Origin of the sequence: Agathobaculum sp. (genome assembly GCF_034098985.1) — a bacterium.
Lineage (GTDB): Bacteria > Bacillota > Clostridia > Oscillospirales > Butyricicoccaceae > Agathobaculum.
Genome location: NZ_JAXEOA010000016.1, coordinates 17982 through 38151, shown reverse-complemented (window position 1 = coordinate 38151; position 20170 = coordinate 17982). Strand labels below are relative to the sequence as shown.

The following is a 20170-nucleotide window of genomic DNA, read 5'->3' as shown; positions in this document are numbered from 1 at the left end:
TTGCAAGTTGGGGGAGGGGGGTGTATAATTAATCAATAGGCATATTTTTGGAGGTACCACTATGAAAGCTCTGGTCAAACGATGCGCGGCCGCGGCTCTGGCCGGCTGCCTGCTGCTCGCCGCCGGCTGCGGCGGCACGGGCGCGAAGACGGTCAAACTCGATAAAAAGAACCCCGTGACCGTGACGGTATGGCATTATTATAATGGCGCGCAGCAGGATGCGTTCAACAAAATGGTTGATGAGTTCAACCAGAGCGAGGGGCTTGACCAAGGCGTGATCGTGACCGCATCGAGCATGGGCTCGGTAAACGATCTGCAAACGAGCGTGATGGACGCGGCGAACAAAAAGGTCGGCGCGGCTGAAATGCCCAACATTTTCGCGGCTTACGCTGATACGGCCTATGCGGTCGACCAGCTCGGGCTGGTCGCCGATATTGCGCCGTATTTCTCGCAGCAAGAGCTGGACGCTTACGTGGACGGCTATATCGAAGAGGGCCGTTTTTCGGATGACAGCAGCCTGAAGATCTTCCCGATCGCCAAATCAACCGAGATATTCATGCTCAATAAGACCGACTGGGATAAATTTGCCGCGGCGACCGGCGCGGATATTGCCGACTGCGCGACCATCGAGGGCGTGACAAAACTCGCCAAGCAGTATTACGATTGGACCGACAGCCAGACCCCGGACGTACCGGGCGACGGCAAGGCCTTTTTGGCCGTGACGCGATGGCGAACTACTTCCTGATCGGCGCAAAGCAGTTTGGTGTGGAGATCTTCTCGCAGAAAGACGGCAAGACGGTGCTGAATTTTGACCGCGAGATCATGAAAAAGATCTGGGATAACTACTATGTGCCCTATGTCAACGGCTGGTTTGAGGCGAGCGGGCGCTTCCGCTCGGACGACGTCAAGATGGGCGGGGTGATCTCGTTCGTCGGCTCGTCCTCTGGCGCGACGTTCTTCCCAGATGCGGTCATCGTGGACGACGAGCACTCCTATCCCATTGAAATGCAGGTGCTGCCCGCCCCCAAGTTTGAGGGCGGCGAGGACGTGGCCGTGCAGCAGGGCGCGGGCATGGTGGTCACCGAGGGCGATGAAAAAGAGGTGTACGCCTCGGTGCTCTTCCTGAAATGGTTCACCGACGCGTCCCGAAACAGCGCGTTTTCGATTGAATCGGGCTATATGCCCGTGCAGAAAGCCGCGAACGATATCGATTTCATCCGCGAAAATACGCAGGCGGACAAAGAGGAGATCGAGCAGATCGTATCGGTCGCTATCGACACAGTGAACAATAACCAGCTCTATACGACCAAGGCGTTTGCAAACGGCACCGAAGCCCGCAATGTGCTGGAATATGCAATGTTTGACCTTGCAAAGGCCGACCGGGCGCAGGTTTTGGCCGAAATTGCGAAGGGCGTATCGCCCGAAGAGGCGGCGGCGCCGTATCTGACGGACGAGTATTTTGACGCATGGTATCAGGCGACAAAAGCTAAGCTTGAGCTGCTGGCCGCCTGAGGATAACGGACAACAGAAAGGCAGGTGAGCGTGTGCGGAGCAACAGCGGTGAAACCGTCCGGCGGGGCACGATCATGCAGCGGCTGCTTCGTCCGCTCAGCCTGATGATCGTCGCGCTGCTGGTCGTCATGGTAGGCGCGATCTACTATGGCGGTATCATGCGCCAAATTGACGAAAACGCGCTCGACCTGCTGTCCGAGCAGGTCAAAAACCGCAAGAGCTATTTGGAAAACAGCATGGTCAGCACCTGGTCCAACGTGAGCATCACGGTAGACGAGATTAACCGGACGGTGGAAGCACTGCGCAAAACCAACCAGATCGACCTGAGCCGTTTAGAGAGCGATAAGCAGTCCTATCAAGCCGTGCTGCGCGAAACGGCGGACGACCTCGTTTCGCTGATGCGGCGCAATTCGGTCACCGGCGCGTACATCGTGCTGAGCGTCGGGGAGATCGACCTCGACGCCCCGGAGGATAAAAAGGGCCTATACCTGCGCGACCTTGACCCGGCGAGCAACGCCTCGGTCACGAACAGCGACCTGCTGCTAAAGCGCGGGCCGGTGGAGCTGGTCAGTGAGCTGGGCATTACGACCGACAGCGACTGGCAGCCGCAGTATCCGTTTGCAAACAACGGGTACGGGCTATCGTTTTATAAGACATATCATGCCGCTTGGGTGCATCCCGAGATCGGCTGGTCCGATCTGGGCTATTGGAGCGAACCCTATCAAATGCCGGGCGACAGCCGCGAGGCGATCTCCTATACCGTGCCTCTCCGGCTGGGCGACGGCACGCTATACGGTGTGCTCGGCATCGAGCAGACGATCGAGCATCTGGTAAAGCAGCTGCCGAGCGGCGAACTGATTGACGGCGCGAACGGCTCCTATGTGCTGGGCGTCACCGAGGACGGCACGCATTTTAAGCGCGTGCTGGTCAGCGGAACGTTTCAGGCGCAGCAAGCCGGGAATAAGGATGAGATCGAGCTTACGCGCGTGCCGGATGGAGCAGACAATGTCTTTCAGGTGGATACCGATACCTACGGCTGCGTGGAATACTTATCGCTTTATAATTCCAATACCCCGTTTTCCGGGCAGCACTGGGCGCTGATCGGCATTGCGGACGAAAAGGACGTGTTTTCCTTCTCGCGCAGCCTGCGCTGGACGTTTGTCCTGCTTTCGGGTGTGCTTCTGCTGTTTGGGCTGACCGTGGTGTGCGGCGTCAGCTTTAAGCTGGCAAAGCCGATCGCGGCGCTTTCAGCCGATCTGGAGCAGGCCGACCGCGACAAGCCGCTTGAGTTCCGCCGCACAGGCATTGAGGAGATAGACCGGCTGACCGGCGAGCTGGAATCGCTCAGCCAGGACGTGTTCAGCGCCTCACAAAAATTCGCGGGCATCCTGCGCATGGCGAGCGTGCGGATGGCGGGCTTTGAGATCAATAAAAAAACCGGCTCCGTGTTTGTGACAGACGGCTTTTTTGAACTGTTCAATCTGCCGCCCATGATGGTAAGCCTGACCTCGCCGGTGTTCCGCCGGCTGCTCGAAACGCGGCAGGACTGTATGATCAGTCATGAAAGCATCCCGCCAAGCACTGAGGAATGCACGTACCGCGTCGTGCTGGATGGGCACAAGGCCTATGTGCGGCTGCGTTGCGTGGAATCGGACGACCGTGTGATCGGCTTGGCGGAGGATGTGACCGCGCAGACGCTCGAACGCCAGAAGATCGAGCATGAACGCGACCACGACGCGCTCACCGGCCTGCTCGGCCGCCGTGCGTTCGAGCGGCGTATGCACGAGCTGTTTAACGGCCGTTCCAAGGAGCTTCGCGTGGCGGCGCTGCTGATGCTCGACCTTGACAACCTCAAATATGTCAACGACACCTATGGCCACGACAGCGGCGACCGCTATATCTGCTCGCTCGCCGCGGCGCTTTCCAAGGGCACGCCGGCGGGCACGCTTCTTTCGCGCCAGTCGGGCGATGAGATGTTTGTCTTCTTCTATGGCTATGACTCCGAACAAAAGGTGCGCAACCTTATCCGTGACCTCAAGCGCGAGCTCGATAAGCAGCGCATCCGCCTGCCGGACGGCAGTTTGTTCCCGGTCAGCGCGTCGGGCGGCATCGCATGGTATCCCAAGGACAGCACGCAGCTTGAGCGCCTGTTCCGGTATGCTGATTTTGCGATGTACGAGGTCAAGCGCAACGGCAAGGGCGATTTGGGCGACTTTGATATGGATTCCTACCGCAGTGCAACCCGGCTGCAGCGCTGCCGCGAGGAATTTGCGCTGCTGATCAGCCAGGAGCGGATTTTCTACAAGTGGCAGCCCATTGTAGACACCAAGACCGGCAAGGTTTTCGCCTATGAGGGGCTGATGCGTTCGGATCTGGAGACGCTCCAGTCGCCCAAGGATATTCTGGAGGTCGCGGAAAGCGAATCGCAGCTCAACTGGATTGAACGCATGACGCTGTTCAAGGCCATGGAGAGCTATGTGGACAACCGGGAGCGCGGACTGATGCCAGGGGACTGCCGCATTTTCCTCAACTCGATCCCCAACCAGATGATGACTGCCGAGGAGACCAAGCGGTTTGAAGCGCTGTACGGAAAATATCTCGATCAGGTGGTCATTGAGATCACCGAGGGCGAGCGCGTGCGCGCGGCGACCATCGAGCGCAAACGAGAGCGGATCGACGGCTGGGGCGCTAAAGTCGCACTCGACGATTACGGCTCGGGCTACAACAGCGAGATCGTGCTGCTGGCGCTCAGCCCGCATTATGTGAAGATCGATATGTCCATCGTGCGCGATATTGATACCGACCGCGATAAGCAGAAGCTCGTGCAAAACCTGATCTCCTATGCAAACGAACGCAGGATCGAGCTGGTGGCCGAGGGTATTGAAACGCGCGCCGAACTCGAAACGATTGTGCGTATGGGCGTGTGCTACGTGCAGGGCTACCTGATTGCGCGGCCCGGGCAGATTCCGCCGCCGGTGCCGGATGAGATCGCGCAGCTCATGCGCGAAATCAACAGCCACGGCACAGGCTGCGCGAACGAAGGCGTGTGCGAGACCTGCGGGCGTAGGATGGTCTGCCCGCGTTCAGATTACCGAGATACTTGACTTTGCGCCCGCCGCCTGCTATACTGACAGCATAAAATGAGAATATGTGCGAGGAACGGGAAGAGTATCCGTGTGAAACCGCCAAGAGAGGGGCCGGGAGCTGCAAAGGCCTTGCGGGGAAGCCGGCGAAGTGCGCCCGGGAGCATCGGGGCAGCACCCCGCGGGATATCTGCCCGTTACAGCGGAAAATGAGACAAAAAACAAGAGTGGGACCGCGAGTAAAATCGCCTCTTGGGGCATGCTATGCCTCAGGAGGCGATTCTTTTTCGCAAATCCTGCCGAAAAGGAGACGATAGGATGAAACTATTCAACACCCTGACCCGCCAAAAAGAGGAGTTCGTGCCGATCACACCGGGCGAGGTCAAAATGTATTCGTGCGGGCCGACCGTGTATAACTATTTCCATGTGGGCAACGCGCGCCCGTTCATCGTGTTTGACGTGCTGCGCCGTTATTTTGAGTACCGCGGCTATCAGGTCAATTTTGTCCAAAATTTTACTGATATCGACGATAAGGTGATAGGCAAGGCCAACGAAGAGGGTGTGGATTTCAACGCCATCGCCGACCGCTATATCAAGGAATACTATGTGGACGCAGAGGGGCTGGGCGTCGGCCGCGCGACGTACCATCCCCGCGCGACCGAGACCATGGACGCGATCATCGGCATCGTGCAGAAGCTGCTCGATAACGGCCACGCCTATGTCGCCGAAAACGGCGACGTGTACTTCCGCACCAAGTCGTTCCCGGAGTATGGCAAGCTCTCCCACCAGCCGATGGAGGATTTGCAGGCGGGCGCGCGCATCTCGGTCGGCGAAATGAAAGAGGATCCGATGGACTTCGCGGTTTGGAAGGCCGCAAAGCCGGGCGAGCCCGCATGGGATACGCCGTGGGGCTCAAAGGGTCGTCCGGGCTGGCACATCGAGTGCTCGGCTATGGCGACCAAGTACCTCGGCCCGACCATCGACATCCATTCGGGCGGCCTCGACCTGACCTTCCCGCACCATGAAAACGAGATCGCGCAGTCCGAGTGCGCAAACGGCTGCACATTCGCCAACTACTGGCTGCATAACGGCTTTTTGACCATCGACAACGAGAAGATGTCGAAATCCAAAGGCAATTTCTTTATGGTTCGTGATGCGGCCAAGGAGTTCGGCTATGAGACCATCCGCATGTTCATGCTGTCCGCGCACTACCGCACGCCGCTCAACTATTCGGCTGAGTCGCTTGAGATGAACAAGGCGAGCCTCGCCCGCCTATATGAGGCGCGGAATAACATGGAGTTCCGCATGGAAAAAGCGCCGGACGGCGTGATGACGGACGAGGAAACAGCAAAGCTCACCTCGCTTTCGGCTTACAAGCAGAAATTTATCGACGCGATGGACGACGACCTCAACACGGCGGACGCGCTTTCGGCCATTTTTGAGCTGACGCGCGAGCTAAACGCCTATATGGGCGCGCACGATGACGCGACAAAAGCGTTCCTCGCCGCCGCGCACGCGCTCTTCATGGAGCTGACAGGCGTGCTGAATATTGTGCAGAAGCGCGAGGACAAGGCGGCCGACCCGGACGCCGCGCAGATCGAAGCGCTGATAGCAAAGCGCACTGAGGCCAAGAAAAACAAGGACTTTGCCGAGGCAGACCGCATCCGCGGCGAGCTTGCCGATATGGGCGTGACGATCAAGGACACGCGGCAGGGCGTGCAGTGGACACGTGCATAAAAGAAAAACGGACGCAAACGCGTCCGTTTTTTTTGCACCGGTGCAAAACTCCGGCAATTTTACGCGGATTTTACAAAAAACGCATTGGTTCGTCCCGGAAATTGCGGTATAATGAAATAAAATATGGGCGGTATACGCCCACGGCAAAGGGGGCTATGGGGATGGCGCAGGCGATTTGGGAACAGGGATATACGCAGAACCGCGAGCTGTCCTGGCTGCAGTTCAACGCGCGTGTGCTGGCCGAGGCCGAGGACGACAGCGTGCCGCTTTTGGAGCGGCTCAAATTCCTCGCGATCTTCACCAGCAACCTGGATGAGTTTTTCATGATCCGCGTCGGCAGCCTGACCGATCTCGCAGCGGTTGACAAAACGGGTGTGGACAATAAATCGGGCATGACGGCCAAGGAGCAGCTCCGCCATATCTATGCCGCTGTCGCGCCGCTTTACGAGCGGCGGGACAAGGCGTTTTCCGATGTGGAAAAGAAGCTGCGGGGCGAGGGCTTGCAGCGCATGGCGATCGCCGACCTCGCGCCCGAGGAGCAGAAATTTATCAAGCAGTATTTCAAAACGGTCATCGCGCCCGTGCTGTCGCCGCAGATCGTCGATTCGCACCACCCGTTCCCACATCTGGAGGGCAAGGTGCTGCACATCGGCGCGCTGCTCGCACACAAGAAAAACGAGGTGCTTGGGCTGCTGCCCGTGCCCGCGTCGCTGCCCGCGCTCGTCATGCTGCCGGGCGAAACGGTGCGGTACGTGCCCATCGAGGCCGTGCTGCTGGAATATGCCGGCCAGGTGTTCGAGATGTATGACGTGCTCGAAAAGGTCGTGTTCTGCGTCACGCGAAACGCCGATATCAACCCGGACGACGAGGCCTACGAGTTTGAGACCGATTTCCGCGCCAAGATGGAAAAGCTGCTGCGCACGCGGCGGCGGCTGGCGGTGGTGCGGGTCGAACTGTCGCGGCCGATCAGCAACCATTTTGCGGAATATTTCCGCAGCCGCTTCGACGTGTCCGACCCGCAGATCTTCGTTTCACGCAAAGCGCCTCTCAAGATGGAATACGCCTACGGGCTGGGCGACAACCTGCCCGCCGGCCGGCGCGAAGCGCTGTCCGACCCGCCGTTCAAGCCGCAGCAGCCCGCCATGCTGCCCGCCGGGCAGAGCCTGCTGCGCGCCGCGCTGCGGCACGACGTGCTGCTTTCTTACCCTTACGAATCGATGGAGCCGTTTTTGCAGATGGTGCGCGAGGCCGCGAACGATCCGGCGGTCGTGTCCATCCGCATCACGATCTACCGGCTCGCGCGCAAGGCCAAGCTGGTGGAATATCTGTGCGCCGCCGCCGAAAACGGCAAGGACGTGACCGTGCTCATCGAGCTTCGCGCGCGGTTTGACGAGCAGAACAATATCGACTGGTCCGAGCGCCTTGAGGAGGCCGGCTGCAAGATCATCTACGGCTTTGAGGACTACAAGGTGCACTCGAAGATCTGCCTGATCACGCGGCGCGACAAGGGCGCGGTGCGGCATATCACGCAGGTCGGCACAGGCAACTACAACGAAAAGACCGCCGCTTTATATACCGACGTGTCGCTTATCACGGCGGACGAGGCGATCGGCGCGGACGCGGTCGCGTTTTTCAACAATATGGCGCTCGGCAACCTGGAGGGCAGCTACGAACGCCTGCTGGTCGCCCCGGCGGCGTTTAAAAACCAGATCCTTGCGCTGATCGACGGCGAAATCGCCAAGAGGCAGGAGGGATATATCCTGCTGAAGTTCAATTCGCTCACCGATATTGATATCATCGAGCGCCTGAGCCGCGCCTCGTGCGCAGGGGTGACGGTCGAGATGATCGTGCGCGGCATCTGCTGCCTGCTGCCCGGCGTCCGGGGCAAGACCGACAAGGTATCCGTGACGAGCGTCGTCGGGCGGTATCTGGAGCATTCGCGCATTTTCTGCTTCGGCAAGGGGCCGGATGAGAAGATGTATATTTCATCCGCCGACCTGATGACGCGCAACACCGAGCGGCGCGTTGAGATCGCGTGCCCGATCGGCAGCGCCGAGGTGCGCGCGCGGCTGCACGATATCCTGTACGCCATGCAGCACGACACGGTCAAGGCGCGCATTTTGCAGCCGGACGGGACATACGTCAAAAAACCGTCCATGCCGGATTCCGTGCCCGCGCAGACGCTGCTCATGCGGCAGGCCATGGAGCAGGCGGCTGCACACGCGCTGGCGCCCGCGCCCGAAAAGCCCGGCTGGCGGCGGTTTCTTGATAAGCTGCTGGGCAAGATCGAGGAATAAAAAAAGAGGAAGCTCTATGAGCTTCCTCTTTTTATAGCTTTTCAAGCAGTTCCTTGAGCCATGCGTCGTTCATTTCGGGGGTGTCGCGCAGGGGGAAGTCCAGCCCGAGCCGGTCGTATTTTTCCAGGCACAGCTTGTGGAACGGCAGAAATTCCAGCTTTTCGAGGTTGGGATAGCTGTGCGCCTTGTCGCGCACGCTGCGAAGGCTATCTAGCCCGTCGGTCAGCCCGGGGACGACCACATGGCGGATCCAAAGCGGCACGCCCTTGAGCGCGGTGAGTTGGAGAAACTTCTCCACCTGTCCGAAATCGCCCGCGCAGTACCGGTGGTAGTCGGCTTTGGAGAGAAATTTCAGGTCGCACAGCACAAGGTCGGTGTGTTGGAGCACGCGCTCGGCGGCGGCGAGATTGCCCACGCCCGAGGTGTCGAGCGCGGTGTGCACGCCGTTTTCATGCAGCTTGCAAAACAGCTCTTCGACAAACGCAGCCTGCATGAGCGGCTCGCCGCCCGTCACGGTCACGCCGCCGGTATCGCCCCAATACGGGCGGCACCGCAGCGCCTTTTGGACAAGCGCGTCCGCGTCGAGCTGCTCGCCGCCGTCCGGCAGCCACGTGTCCGGGTTGTGGCAGTAGACGCAGCGCAGCGGGCAGCCCTGCAGGAAAACGACATAGCGCACGCCCGGTCCGTCCACCGCACCGAGCGACTGGATCGAATTGATGCGGCCAAGCATTGCGTCACGACCTTTCCGAACATATGGGTTAAATGGCTTCGTGGAATGTGCGCGAGATGACCTCGCGCTGCTGCTCGCGGCTGAGCTTGTAGAAGTTGACCGCATAGCCTGACACGCGGATGGTCAGGTTGGGGTACTGCTCCGGGTGTTCGTAGGCCGCCATAAGCGTCTCGCGGTTTAAGACGTTGACGTTCAGGTGGTGCGCGTTCTGGCCAAAATAGCCGCCCAATATGCTCACCAGATTGGAAACGCGCTCGTCCGCCGTCTTGCCGAGCGCGCCCGGCGTGATGGAAAACGTGTTCGAGATGCCGTCGCGGCAGTATTCATAAGAGAGCTTTGCGACCGAGTTGAGGCTCGCCAGCGCGCCCGACGTGTCGCGCCCCGACATCGGGTTCGCGCCCGGGGCGAGCGGCTCGCCCTTTCGGCGGCCGTCCGGCGTGTTGCCGGTCTTTTTGCCGTACATGACATTCGAGGTGATCGTCAGGATGGACAGCGTGTGTACCGCGCCGCGGTACAGCGGATATTGGCACAGCGCGTGGTAGAACGCCTCGACCTGCTCGCAGGCGATCGAGTCTACGCGGTCGTCGTCGTTGCCGAACTTGGGGAAGTCGCCCTCAATCTCAAAATCGACAATGATGCCGTTTTCCGGGTGGCGGATGGGGCGCACCTTTGCGTATTTGATGGCCGATAGCGAATCGGCCATGCAGCTCATGCCCGCGATGCCGAACGCCATCAGGCGGCGCACCTCGGTATCGTGCAGCGCCATCTGGCTCTTTTCGTAGGCGTACTTGTCGTGCATGTAGTGGATGGTGTTCATGGCGGACACATAGGTCTTGGCCAGCCACGGACGGTAAAAATCGATGCGGCGGCAGACCTCGTCGTAATCAAGATACTCGCCCTCATAAACGGGCATTTCCGGGCCGACCTGATCGAACTTGATGCCGTCCCGCCCGCCGTTGATCGCCATCATAACGAGCTTTGCGAGGTTGGTGCGCGCGCCGAAGAACTGCATGTCCTTGCCCACGCGCATGGCCGAAACACAGCAGGCGATGGCGTAATCGTCGCCGTAGTAGGGGCGCATCACGTCGTCGTTCTCGTATTGCAGCGCGTCGGTGTCGATGGACACCTGCGCGACGAATTTCTTCCAGTTTTCGGGAAGCCGCTCGCTCCACAGGACGGTCAGGTTGGGCTCGGCGGCGGGGTTTAAGTTGTACAGCGTGTGCAGCATGCGGTAGCAGTTTTTGGTGACCATGTGGCGGCCGTCCTCGCCCACGCCGCCGACGGCCTCGGTAATCCACATCGGGTCGCCGCCGAACAGCTCGTTATATTCGGGCGTGCGCAGGTGGCGCGCCATGCGCAGGTGCAGCACGAAATCGTCCATGATCTCCTGCGCTTCGCTCTCGGTCAGCGCGCCGGAAGCGAGGTCACGCTCAAAATAGATATCGAGGAAAGTGGACACGCGGCCCAGGCTCATCGCCGCGCCGTTCTGCTCCTTGATGCCCGCGAGATAGGCGAAATACGTCCACTGGACGGCCTCCTTGGCGGTTTCCGCCGGGCGGGAGATGTCGAACCCGTAGGACGCGGCCATTTTGACCATGTCTTTCAGAGCTTTGATCTGGTCGGACAGCTCTTCGGCGCAGCGAATTTCTTCCGCCGTGGTCGGCACGTCGCCCAGATGGTTTTTGTCCGCCTGTTTTTCCGCGATCAGGCGGTCGACGCCGTAGAGCGCCACGCGGCGGTAGTCGCCGATGATGCGGCCGCGGCCGTAGGCGTCGGGCAGGCCGGTCAGCAGGCCGACGTGGCGCGCCTCGCGCACATCGGGCGTGTAGGCCGAGAACACGCCGTCATTATGCGTTTTGTGGTATTTGAAATTTTCCTCAATTTCCGGGGAGACCTCGTAGCCGTAGGCCTTGCAGGCATCGCGCACCATGCGCATGCCGCCAAAGGGGTTGCAGGCGCGTTTTAGCGGCTCGTCCGTCTGCAAACCGACGATGACCTCGTTTTCCTGATCGAGATACCCGGGGCCGAACGCGGTGATGGTGATGACCGTGTCGGTGTCGACGTTGCGCACGCCGTTTCTCTCGGCTTCCTCGCGCAGCAGCGCCTCAAACTGGTCGCGCACGCGGACCGTCCGGTCCGTCGGGCCGGAGAGGAACGCGCCGTCGCCGTCGTAAGGCACGTAATTTTTCTGAATAAAATCGCGGACGTTGATCTCGTCCTGCCAGGCGCCGGGTGCAAAATTGTTCCAAGCATTCATTGTATGGAAACTCCTTTTCCTCATGAATCGTGTGTCGCCCGCGCTGCCGCCGGATGAAAAAAGGGCAGCATCGCGTATTCGCGACACTGCCCAGACGGTCGGCATATGGAGCGCCCCTGTTTCACGGTGGTTTATGCTCCACCTTTGTCCGTCAGTCGCAGGGGGCTTGTCTGTACTCAGAATAACACAGAAAGGGCGCGGCGCGCAATTGCCGAAGCGCACAAAAATAAAGCCCTAAAACCGACAATTCTCATACCGGACGGCAGAAAGGGGTACTTTTTACAAAATACTGGTTTGCTTCTTGGCAAGCGGGCTAAAATAGCGTATAGTTAAGGTAAGATTAGCCAACGAGGAGGGAGCAATAATGAAAATCGGCATGCTGACAAGCGGAGGCGACTGCCAGGGCCTAAACGCGGCGCTACGCGGCGTGGCCAAAACGCTGATGAACGAGCTGGGCGACAAGGCCGAGTTATGGGGTATCCGGGACGGTTACCGCGGCCTAATCGAAGACGATTGCCACCAGATGAAGCCCTCGGAGTTTTCCGATATCCTGACGGTCGGCGGCACCATTCTGGGTACGTCGCGGCAGCCGTTTAAAATGATGCTCAAGGCCGATGAGGACAGCGAGCAGACCAAGCTCGATAAAATGCTCGCCACTATTAAAAAGGAAGAATTCGACTGCCTGGTCATCCTCGGCGGCAACGGCACCCATAAAACGGCAAACCTCCTGTCGGAAAACGGGGTGAACGTGGTCACGCTGCCCAAGACGATCGATAACGACCTGTGGGGCACCGAGCTGACGTTCGGCTTCCAGTCGGCGGTCGATATCGCGACGACCGTTATCGACGCCATCCACTCGACCGCGTTTTCCCATTCGCGCGTGTTCATTGTCGAGGTAATGGGGCATAAGGCGGGATGGCTGACGCTTTACGCCGGTATCTCGTCGGGCGCGGACGTGATCGTCATTCCTGAGATCCCTTATTCGCCCGAAAAGATCGCCGAGGCGATCAACCGCCGCGAAAAGAGCGGCAAACGGTTCTCGATCCTTGCGGTCGCCGAAGGCGCGATCAGCCAGGCAGAGGCCAAAATGAGCAAAAAGGAATTTAAAGCGGCGAGAGAGAACATGCCGTACCCCTCCATCTCCTACCGAATGGCGGACGAGCTGCAGGCCCTTACCGGGCACGAGATCCGCGTCACCATCCCGGGGCACTATCAGCGCGGCGGCGCGCCCTGCCCGGCCGACCGCCTGCTGACCTCCCGCTTCGGCGTGGCCGCGGCCGAGCTTATCCGGGACGGCAAGTTCGGCAACATGGTCGCGCTGCAAAACGGCGTGATCGTACCCGTGCCGCTCTCCAAGGTAGCGGGCAAGCTTAAGACCGTGCCGCCCGATTCCGATATTGTCAAGGCTGCGCGTTCGCTCGGTCTTTCCATGGGAGACTAAAAACGATAAAAAGCGCCGGGAAATTGCTCCCGGCGCTTTATTTCGACAAAAATAGCGTTGCATTTTGCTTTCAAACAGAATAAACTGGTAAATAGTTTCTTTTATTGAATAGAGAGCGTGTATTTTTCATACAAAAAGTCCCTTACAATATCAGGCAGATGCACCGGGGAAACATCATTCTGCTGTGCGTAACGGAGCAGCTCTTCGATTTCGCTTAAAATGGCAGCATCAGAATCGCTGGGAACAGGGAACGCTTGTAGACACATAAATCTATCTCCTCCTTTATCTTGCTTGTGAACCTAACGTTACCATACCGTATTTTGTGGTGTACTGTCAATTCTGTGGAGGCATATATGCAGCATGAGTGTAAAAATTTGCCGAGTATGGATAATAATAGAAGGAAGACAATATCCGAAAAGCTTCATGAGTTGAAAGCGCAGGCCGGGCTGACCACAGCGCAGGTATCCGGTCAGACAGGTGTTCCCCGCTCTACGCTGAATAAACTGCTGTGCGGCGCGACGCACCGGCCCGCATTGCAGACTATGGAAAAGCTGGCGCGTTTTTTCAACGTGCCCGTCCGCTATCTGCTGGACGATCATATGCTTCCCGAACCTGAGCATGAGATCGGCGCGTTCGATGCCCACTGCCGTTTTATCACGCTCAGTGAGCGGGAGACTGCGCTGGTGGAGGGGTTTCGGCGGTTGAACGAGCGGGACAAGGAAGTGACCGAGCGGCTGGTTGCTGTATGTGAAACGATTGATAAATCCGAGCCTTACAGTGGGAAAGTGGTCGCTCTGCCTTGCCATTATCTGGTGCCGCGCGAGACCACCCGGCAGACGTTTGATTCATTTGTGACACGCCGCATCGCAGTGCGGGCGGACGAGCTTGCCGCACAGGCTGATTTCGCGGTTGTGATGACGGGGAACGCGCTGAACCCTGCCTATGCCCGGGGCGATATTCTGGGCGTATCGCACCGGAAAGTCAAGCACGGGGAGATCGGCGCGTTTCTTTTAAATGGACAGGCGTATATCCGCCAGCTTTATATTCAGCGCGGACGGACAAGGCTGGACACGATCAACCGGGCGGTACCCAATATTCCAGTGCTGCCGGAGGACGAGTTTGTAAGCCTGGGCGCAGTGATCGGCAAGCTGCATCCGGCGCGGGTATAAAAAGCCGCCCCTTTTGGGGCGGCCTTTTTCAGCGGTCACATGCGGCAGACGGTTGCGATTGCCTGCTCGCGGGTGAACAGCCCCTGCGGCTCAAAGTTCTTTCCCGTACCGTTCATGATGCCGCGCGCCACGACATATTGCACGCCCTCTTTTGCCCAAGACGAGATCTGCGCCTCATCCGAAAACGCCTGCGGCGCGCCCGCCTCCAGCGAGGGCGAGAGCAGCAGCCCGGCGTTCATCAGGATCTTGGCGGCCTGTTCGCGCGTCAGGCTGGCGTTCGGGTCGAACCGGTTCCCGCCGACACCGCTCACCAATCCCAGCCGATAACAGTTGATGACGTCGAGGTCCCAGCAGTCGGTCAATGCGGCGTTTGCCTGCTCATAGGTCATTTCAGCGGCGGACAGCGCTTTGTCCCACGCGGGGCGCTGCTTGCCCAGCGCGCCGATGAGCTGGCAGAACTCCTGTCGGGTGATGTTTTTCTGATAGCCGTTTTGCAGCGCTGCCGGCACGAGCCCGGCGGAGACCGCATCGGAAATCGTAGCTTTTGCCCAGCCGGAGGGCGTTTCCAGATCCGGCCCCGCGGCGGCCTGCGGCAGCGTGCCTGCAGTATAGTCGACGATGTGAAGCACGTTCGCCAGCTCGCGTCCGGCGGGATAAAGCGTGCCTAGCGCCGGGGCGGACAGATAGGTGGAGGCGCCGCCGTCGAGCGCCATGGCGTCGACCGCGCCGCGCTCGAGCAGCGACTGTGCGATCTGCCGCATGGACGCGCTCGACGCGCTGCCGAGCAGCAGCCTGCCGTCGCCCATCACCGCCGCGAATGAGCGGGACGACACATAGTCGGGCTGCTGCTTGGGGTCGGTGAAATCCGCGTTCTGGTCTACGACGTTCTGGCCGCCCGCCAGCAGCAGCGGACCCGCGCCCACACCGTTTACCACGCGGTTCCATTCGTCCGCGCTGCCCGTCTTCGGCGTATAGACCGTTTGGAGCTGTGCCGGGTTGCCTACATGGGGCTCAAGGTAATATTGGCACATGCCCTGCCAATAGGATGCATTCAGCACGAGTACGCGTGTGCCCGCGCCGGCCAGCACCGTGCCGCCCACGGAAATGGATTCGACCGCGCCGTTCCGGATGGTGACGACGCGCGCGTCCGGCTGCACGGCCACTGCCTGCGCCTGCTCGGGCGTGAACAGCGTGACCGCGTTCGGATCGGTGAAATAGTTGTTGACGCTCCATGCGGTGGGCGCGGCGTTTGCGTCGCCGCGAAAGACGATTTTGCTCTCGATCTTAACCCGGGCAATCAGCGGCTTGCCCTCGTCCGTAAAGCCCAGCATGGGCGTTTCGCCGCCGCCGTTGACGACCGCGCCGTTCTGGATGACATTGGCGTATACGCGGTTTGAGCCGCTGTAAGAATCGAAATAGCCGCCGTTGATAGAGGCGACGACGGTTTTGCCGCCCTCAGCGCCTTTCTGGCTGACGTGCTGTGCCGCAGACTGGACGCGGCCCAGTTTGCCGCCCGGCAGCGTGACCTCGCCTGTTACGCCGCCGCCCATTTCAAAATAGAGAAGCTTTGCGCTGCCGCCGCCGATGCCCGCCGTGTCGGACGTAAGCCCGGCGGCATGCGCCGCAGGCAGCAGCGGCGCGGCCATGCACAGACCGAGCAGCAGCGCGCCGAATCGGCGAACCATTTGTGTTTTCTTCATGAGATCCCCTCCACCCATATTTTCAGCAGGGCGCCGCCCCGCCGGCATTTCCTTTATTTTACCACTTTCCCTGCGAAAAGCAAAGGCGTTCCGTAAAGGAACGCCTTTTGAGAAAAGAGAGAGGGAAAAGGATCATGGCCCGCTGTTTGGGTATAAAACGACCTCGAGCGCCTGCCCACCGCATGGCCGCCAAACCATCGTCAAACGCGGAGAGCGGCAGGCGGTGGGTGATCTCCGGGCGCTCGCCAACATCCGCAAGCGCCTGCGCATGCTGTACGGCGAGCCTTACGGGCTGACCATCTGCTCGACGCCGGGCGCGGGCACGGTCGCCACCATTTATATCCCGTTCGATCCGATTCCCCCCAAAGGAGGTTCCGACGTTGTATAAAATTCTGATCGTAGACGACGGGGAGTCCATCCGCACCGGCCTGACCGTGGGTGTGGACTGGGAACTGCTCGGCTGCGAGGTGGCCGGCAGCGTGCCGGATGGCAGCCAGGCGCTTGCGTGCATCCGGCAGGATGTGCCCGATATCGTGCTGAGCGACATCAGCATGGAGCCGATGAACGGGCTCGACCTGTGCGCGGCGATCAACGAGCAGTATCCGCAGATCAAATGCATCCTGCTGACCGGGTTCTACGATTTTGACAACGCCTGCCAGGCCATTAAATACGGCGTGGTCGAGCTGCTGCTCAAGCCGACCTCGCCCGCCAAGATCAGCGCAGCGGTCAACCGCGCGATCGGCAAGATCAAGGAAAACAGCTTAACGGATATCCTGTGCTCGGAGATTCAGCACCAGGCGATCGAAAATTTGGCGCTGAAGCGGTCCATGCTGCTGCAGGAGCTGAAAGCCTATTGCATTTCCCATCAGGTGCCGTTTCTGGAAAACTACAATATCTGCCTGTATCTGCTGAACGTATGCTTTCAGCAGTTTTTGAGCTATGATATTCCGGGCTTTTCGCTCAATGAGCAGTATTCCTTCAGCAAAAAGCTCAGCGGATGCAAAACGATCGACAGTATGTACCTGCTGCTGGAAAGCACGATCCACCTGGTTAACAGCACGGTCGAGATCAAGCCGAAGCCGTCCGATCTGATCGGCCGCGTGGTCAGCTATATCCATGCGAACTATGCTTCGGTGCTCTCGCTCGAGTCGATCGCGGGTGTGTTTTCCATCAGCGCGGGGTATTTGGGCAGGCTGTTCAAAAGCCGGATGAGCGTCAACCTGTCGAACTATATCCAGCAGGTGCGCATTGAAAAGGCCAAAGAACTGATCGTGAATACCGGCCTGCACACCTACGAGATCGCCGAGGCGGTCGGCATTTCAGATCCGGTGTATTTTTCCAAGCTGTTTAAAAAGCTGACCGGCTGCCGTGTGCGGGATTACCGGCTGGAACACGCAAAAAAAGAGCCGTGAGAAATGTTTTTCTCACGGCTCTTTTGCGTCAATCGTCGTCGAACCAGGCGTGGCCGAACCGCGCAAGCAGGAAATCGGCCTCCTTGGGGCCGGAAACGCCCGGGGCGTAGTTTACGAGCGGCAGGCGCTCGGCGCGGTACGCCTCGCGAAGCTGCTCGATATACTGCCAGCCGGTCTCGATCTGGTCCCATTGCGAAAACCAGAACCGCTCGCCGCGGATGCACGCGCCGAGCAGGCGTTCATACGCCTCGGGGGTGTTGATGCGGTTTTCCAGCAGGCAGCTTTGGCAGAAATCCATTTTTGCCTGCGTGATCTCCTCGGTGTCGCCCGGCTTCTGGATATTGAATTGGAGATAAACGCCCTCGGTCGGCTGGATTTTGATAATGAGGACGTTGCGCGCCACATCGGGGCGCGGCCTGCGGAAAATGACCGCGACCTCCATTTCCCGCTTTTGCAGCTTTTTGCCCGTGCGGATGTAGAACGGTGCGCCGCGCCAGCGGTCATTGTCGATAAAAAGGCGCAGGGCGGCGTAGGTCTCTGTCCGCGAGTGGGGGTCGACCAGGTTTTCCTGCTGGTAGCCCTCATATTGGCCGAGCAGCAGCGTGTCGCGGATGGGCTCCTGTCCGACCGGGCGCAGCGCGCGCAGCACGCGGAGCTGTTCGGCGTGCATATCCGCGCCGTTAAACTCATAGGGGCGCTCCATCGCCACGATGGATAGAATTTGGAACAGGTGGTTTTGCACCATGTCCTTTAACGCGCCGGCTTCCTCATAGTAGCCGCCGCGCGATTCGACGCCCACGTCCTCGCTCGCGGTGATCTGCACACACTCGATGAAGCGCGCGTCCCACAGGTTGGTGAACAGCGGGTTGGAGAAGCGGATAGTCTCGATATTGCGCACCATTTCCTTGCCGAGATAATGGTCGATGCGGTAGATGCGGCCGGGCGTGAAGATCGCTTCCAGCCGGGCGTTCAGCGCTTTTGCCGCGGCGAGGTTCTCGCCGAACGGCTTTTCCAGAATGACCTTGCCCTGCGGCGCGCCGTTTACCGAGGCGAGACCCTCCGCGATGATGCCGAAAAAGCGCGGTGCGACGGCGAGATAGAAAATGTGCTCGCCGATGCCGCGCGCGGCGTAGAACGCATCGAGCGCGGCATAGGCGGAAGCCTCGGAGAAGTCCATGCGGTAGTATTCAATGCGGGCGGCAAAGCGGGAAAACGCCGCGTCCTGATAGGGCAGGCGCGAGAATTTCTGCACCCAGCCCCGCGCCAGCTCGCGGTACTGCTCGGTCGAATAATCGCGGCGGCCGATGATCAAAATTTGATAGTCGGCCGATTCCGCGCCCGATACGCTGCCGTTATACAGCGCGGGCAGCAGCTTGCGGAAGGTCAGGTCGCCCGTGCCGCCGAAGATGGTCAGCGCCTTTACCATGATTTCTGCCCCCATTCATGGTGGAATATGCCTTTGCGGTCGGTGCGGAGATAGGTGTGCGCGCCAAAGCAGTCGCGCTGCGCCTGAATCAGGTTCGCGCCGACGTGCGGGGAGCGGAACGCGTCCAGATAGGAAAGCGCGTTTGTCATCGCGGGCAGCGGCAGGCCGCCTGCAATGCCCGCCGCGGCGATCCGGCGCAGGCTGTCCTGCCCGCGCACGATCCGGTCGCGGAAGAAGCCGTCGAACAGCAGGCTCTCAAGCGCAGGGTCGCGCGTGAACGCCGCCGTGATGTCGTTTAAAAATGCTGCCTGGATGATGCAGCCCGCGCGGAAAATGGAGGCGATCGCGCCCAGATCGAGCGCCCAGCCGTAGCGCGAGGACGCGTCGCGCAGCAGCGAAAAGCCCTGCGCATAGGCGACGATCTTTGCCGTGTAAAGCCCCTCGCGCACCTGCTCGGCAAACGCCTTGCGGTCGGAAGCGGGAACAGGGGCCGGACCGGGGATGGCCTTGCCCGCTTTTTCGCGGCGTTCCAGCTGATTGGACAGCACGCGCGCGCCCGCCGCCGCCGTGATCATCGACACGTCCACGCCCTGCCGGAGCGATTCGATGCTCGTCCAGCGCCCCGTGCCCTTCTGCGCGGCGCTGTCCACGATGCGGTCGAGGAGCGAGCCGGGCGCGAGATCGTCCGGCTCGCGGAAAATGTCCGCCGTGATTCCGATGAGGTAGCTTTGCAGTTCCCCCTCGTTCCATTCCGCAAACAGGGCGGACAACTCCTCGTTTGAGTATCCTCCGATATATTTCAGCAAAAGATAGCTCTCTGCAATGAGCTGCATATCGGCGTATTCGATGCCGTTGTGCACCATTTTAACATAATGCCCCGCGCCGTCCGGGCCGATATAGGTGCAGCACGGCTCGCCCCCGGCCTTGGCCGCGACCGCCTCGAGGATCGGGCGGATGGATTCATAAGCGTCCGGGTCGCCGCCCGGCATGATGGACGGGCCGCGGCGCGCGCCCTCCTCGCCGCCCGAAATGCCCACGCCGAAATACAGAAGATCGTGTTCGGCGAGCAGATCATGTCGGCGGCGGGTGTCTTCAAAAAAGGAATTGCCGCCGTCCAGCACGATATCGCCCTCGTCTAAAAGCGGGATGAGCTGTTCGAGCACCGCGTCGACCGCGGCGCCCGCCTGGATCATCAGCATGACACGGCGCGGGCGGGAAAGCGACGCGGCCAACTCCTCGAGCGAATAAAACGGCGCGAAATTCTCGTGCGGGTGCTCGCGCGCGACCTGCTCGGTCACGGCGCGGCTGCGGTTATAGCCCGCCACGCGGAAGCCGTGGTCGGCCATGTTGAGCGCGAGGCTGCGGCCCATGACGGACAGGCCGACCATTCCAATATCAAACATAGG

Annotated in this window: 14 protein-coding genes and 1 riboswitch; of the genes, 9 read left to right on the top strand and 5 right to left on the bottom strand. The window is 59.9% G+C overall.

The features are described from left to right. The first annotated feature begins 61 nt into the window (after window positions 1–61). The 5 genes from SO058_RS05125 to ppk1 all read left to right on the top strand — a co-directional run bounded on the left by SO058_RS05125 (window position 62) and on the right by ppk1 (window position 8629). Complete coding sequence (locus SO058_RS05125) at window positions 62–745, top strand: hypothetical protein (protein WP_320841918.1); 684 nt, start codon at window positions 62–64, stop codon at window positions 743–745. Next, on the top strand, window positions 727–1512 hold the full coding sequence (locus SO058_RS05120) for an extracellular solute-binding protein (RefSeq protein ID WP_320841917.1): 786 nt from the start codon (window positions 727–729) through the stop codon (window positions 1510–1512). Before SO058_RS05125 ends, SO058_RS05120 begins: the two co-directional genes overlap by 19 nt. A 32-nt stretch (window positions 1513–1544) precedes the next feature. Beyond that, window positions 1545–4616 carry an EAL domain-containing protein gene (locus SO058_RS05115; protein ID WP_320841916.1) on the top strand — a complete coding sequence of 1024 codons (3072 nt, stop codon included), beginning with the start codon at window positions 1545–1547 and terminating at the stop codon, window positions 4614–4616. 297 nt (window positions 4617–4913) lie between these two features. Then, window positions 4914–6332, top strand: a complete 1419-nt coding sequence (cysS, locus tag SO058_RS05110; RefSeq protein WP_320841915.1) for a cysteine--tRNA ligase — start codon at window positions 4914–4916, stop codon at window positions 6330–6332. A 161-nt stretch (window positions 6333–6493) separates the two neighbouring features. Further along, window positions 6494–8629: a polyphosphate kinase 1 gene (gene ppk1 / locus SO058_RS05105; RefSeq protein WP_320841914.1), complete on the top strand. Its 2136-nt coding sequence runs from the start codon at window positions 6494–6496 to the stop codon at window positions 8627–8629. 31 nt (window positions 8630–8660) lie between these two features. Here ppk1 and pflA read toward each other — a convergent pair whose 3' ends face one another. Together pflA and pflB are read right to left on the bottom strand one after the other, a co-directional pair. Beyond that, on the bottom strand, window positions 8661–9359 hold the full coding sequence (gene pflA / locus SO058_RS05100; protein ID WP_320841913.1) for a pyruvate formate-lyase-activating protein: 699 nt from the start codon (window positions 9357–9359) through the stop codon (window positions 8661–8663). A gap of 28 nt (window positions 9360–9387) precedes the next feature. Beyond that, window positions 9388–11616: a formate C-acetyltransferase gene (pflB, locus tag SO058_RS05095; protein ID WP_320841912.1), complete on the bottom strand. Its 2229-nt coding sequence runs from the start codon at window positions 11614–11616 to the stop codon at window positions 9388–9390. 81 nt (window positions 11617–11697) lie between these two features. Then, window positions 11698–11785, bottom strand: a riboswitch (ZMP/ZTP riboswitch). 195 nt (window positions 11786–11980) lie between these two features. Between pflB and SO058_RS05090 the strand changes: the two genes are divergently transcribed. Continuing rightward, window positions 11981–13057 (top strand): 6-phosphofructokinase, encoded by a 1077-nt coding sequence (locus SO058_RS05090; RefSeq protein WP_320841911.1) that lies wholly within the window; start codon window positions 11981–11983, stop codon window positions 13055–13057. Window positions 13058–13410: 353 nt separating this feature from the next. Next, a complete protein-coding gene (locus SO058_RS05085) occupies window positions 13411–14226 on the top strand; it encodes a helix-turn-helix domain-containing protein (protein WP_320841910.1) in 816 nt (271 codons plus the stop codon). Window positions 14227–14261: 35 nt separating this feature from the next. Here the strand turns inward: SO058_RS05085 and SO058_RS05080 are convergent, their stop codons facing one another. After that, window positions 14262–15926 carry an S-layer homology domain-containing protein gene (locus SO058_RS05080; RefSeq protein WP_320841909.1) on the bottom strand — a complete coding sequence of 555 codons (1665 nt, stop codon included), beginning with the start codon at window positions 15924–15926 and terminating at the stop codon, window positions 14262–14264. Window positions 15927–16149: 223 nt separating this feature from the next. On the opposite strand from SO058_RS05080, the gene SO058_RS05075 reads away from it, so the two are divergent. Both SO058_RS05075 and SO058_RS05070 read left to right on the top strand, forming a co-directional pair. Beyond that, on the top strand, window positions 16150–16314 hold the full coding sequence (locus tag SO058_RS05075; RefSeq protein WP_320841908.1) for a sensor histidine kinase: 165 nt from the start codon (window positions 16150–16152) through the stop codon (window positions 16312–16314). After that, window positions 16307–17338, top strand: a complete 1032-nt coding sequence (locus SO058_RS05070; protein WP_320841907.1) for a response regulator transcription factor — start codon at window positions 16307–16309, stop codon at window positions 17336–17338. The genes SO058_RS05075 and SO058_RS05070 overlap by 8 nt, the downstream gene beginning before the upstream one ends. 28 nt (window positions 17339–17366) lie before the next feature. Here SO058_RS05070 and zwf read toward each other — a convergent pair whose 3' ends face one another. Both zwf and gndA read right to left on the bottom strand, forming a co-directional pair. Next, window positions 17367–18764 (bottom strand): glucose-6-phosphate dehydrogenase, encoded by a 1398-nt coding sequence (gene zwf, locus SO058_RS05065; RefSeq protein WP_320841906.1) that lies wholly within the window; start codon window positions 18762–18764, stop codon window positions 17367–17369. After that, window positions 18758–20167, bottom strand: a complete 1410-nt coding sequence (gndA, locus tag SO058_RS05060; RefSeq protein ID WP_320841905.1) for an NADP-dependent phosphogluconate dehydrogenase — start codon at window positions 20165–20167, stop codon at window positions 18758–18760. The genes zwf and gndA overlap by 7 nt, the downstream gene beginning before the upstream one ends. Window positions 20168–20170: the final 3 nt, after the last annotated feature.

Coding starts and splice junctions, on each gene's coding strand:
- SO058_RS05125 (WP_320841918.1), top strand. CDS start 62: ATGAAAGCTCTGGTCAAACGATGCGCGGCCGCGGCTCTGGCCGGCTGC.
- SO058_RS05120 (WP_320841917.1), top strand. CDS start 727: ATGGCGAACTACTTCCTGATCGGCGCAAAGCAGTTTGGTGTGGAGATC.
- cysS (WP_320841915.1), top strand. CDS start 4,914: ATGAAACTATTCAACACCCTGACCCGCCAAAAAGAGGAGTTCGTGCCG.
- ppk1 (WP_320841914.1), top strand. CDS start 6,494: ATGGCGCAGGCGATTTGGGAACAGGGATATACGCAGAACCGCGAGCTG.
- pflA (WP_320841913.1), bottom strand. CDS start 9,359: ATGCTTGGCCGCATCAATTCGATCCAGTCGCTCGGTGCGGTGGACGGA.
- pflB (WP_320841912.1), bottom strand. CDS start 11,616: ATGAATGCTTGGAACAATTTTGCACCCGGCGCCTGGCAGGACGAGATC.
- SO058_RS05090 (WP_320841911.1), top strand. CDS start 11,981: ATGAAAATCGGCATGCTGACAAGCGGAGGCGACTGCCAGGGCCTAAAC.
- SO058_RS05085 (WP_320841910.1), top strand. CDS start 13,411: ATGCAGCATGAGTGTAAAAATTTGCCGAGTATGGATAATAATAGAAGG.
- SO058_RS05080 (WP_320841909.1), bottom strand. CDS start 15,926: ATGAAGAAAACACAAATGGTTCGCCGATTCGGCGCGCTGCTGCTCGGT.
- zwf (WP_320841906.1), bottom strand. CDS start 18,764: ATGGTAAAGGCGCTGACCATCTTCGGCGGCACGGGCGACCTGACCTTC.
- gndA (WP_320841905.1), bottom strand. CDS start 20,167: ATGTTTGATATTGGAATGGTCGGCCTGTCCGTCATGGGCCGCAGCCTC.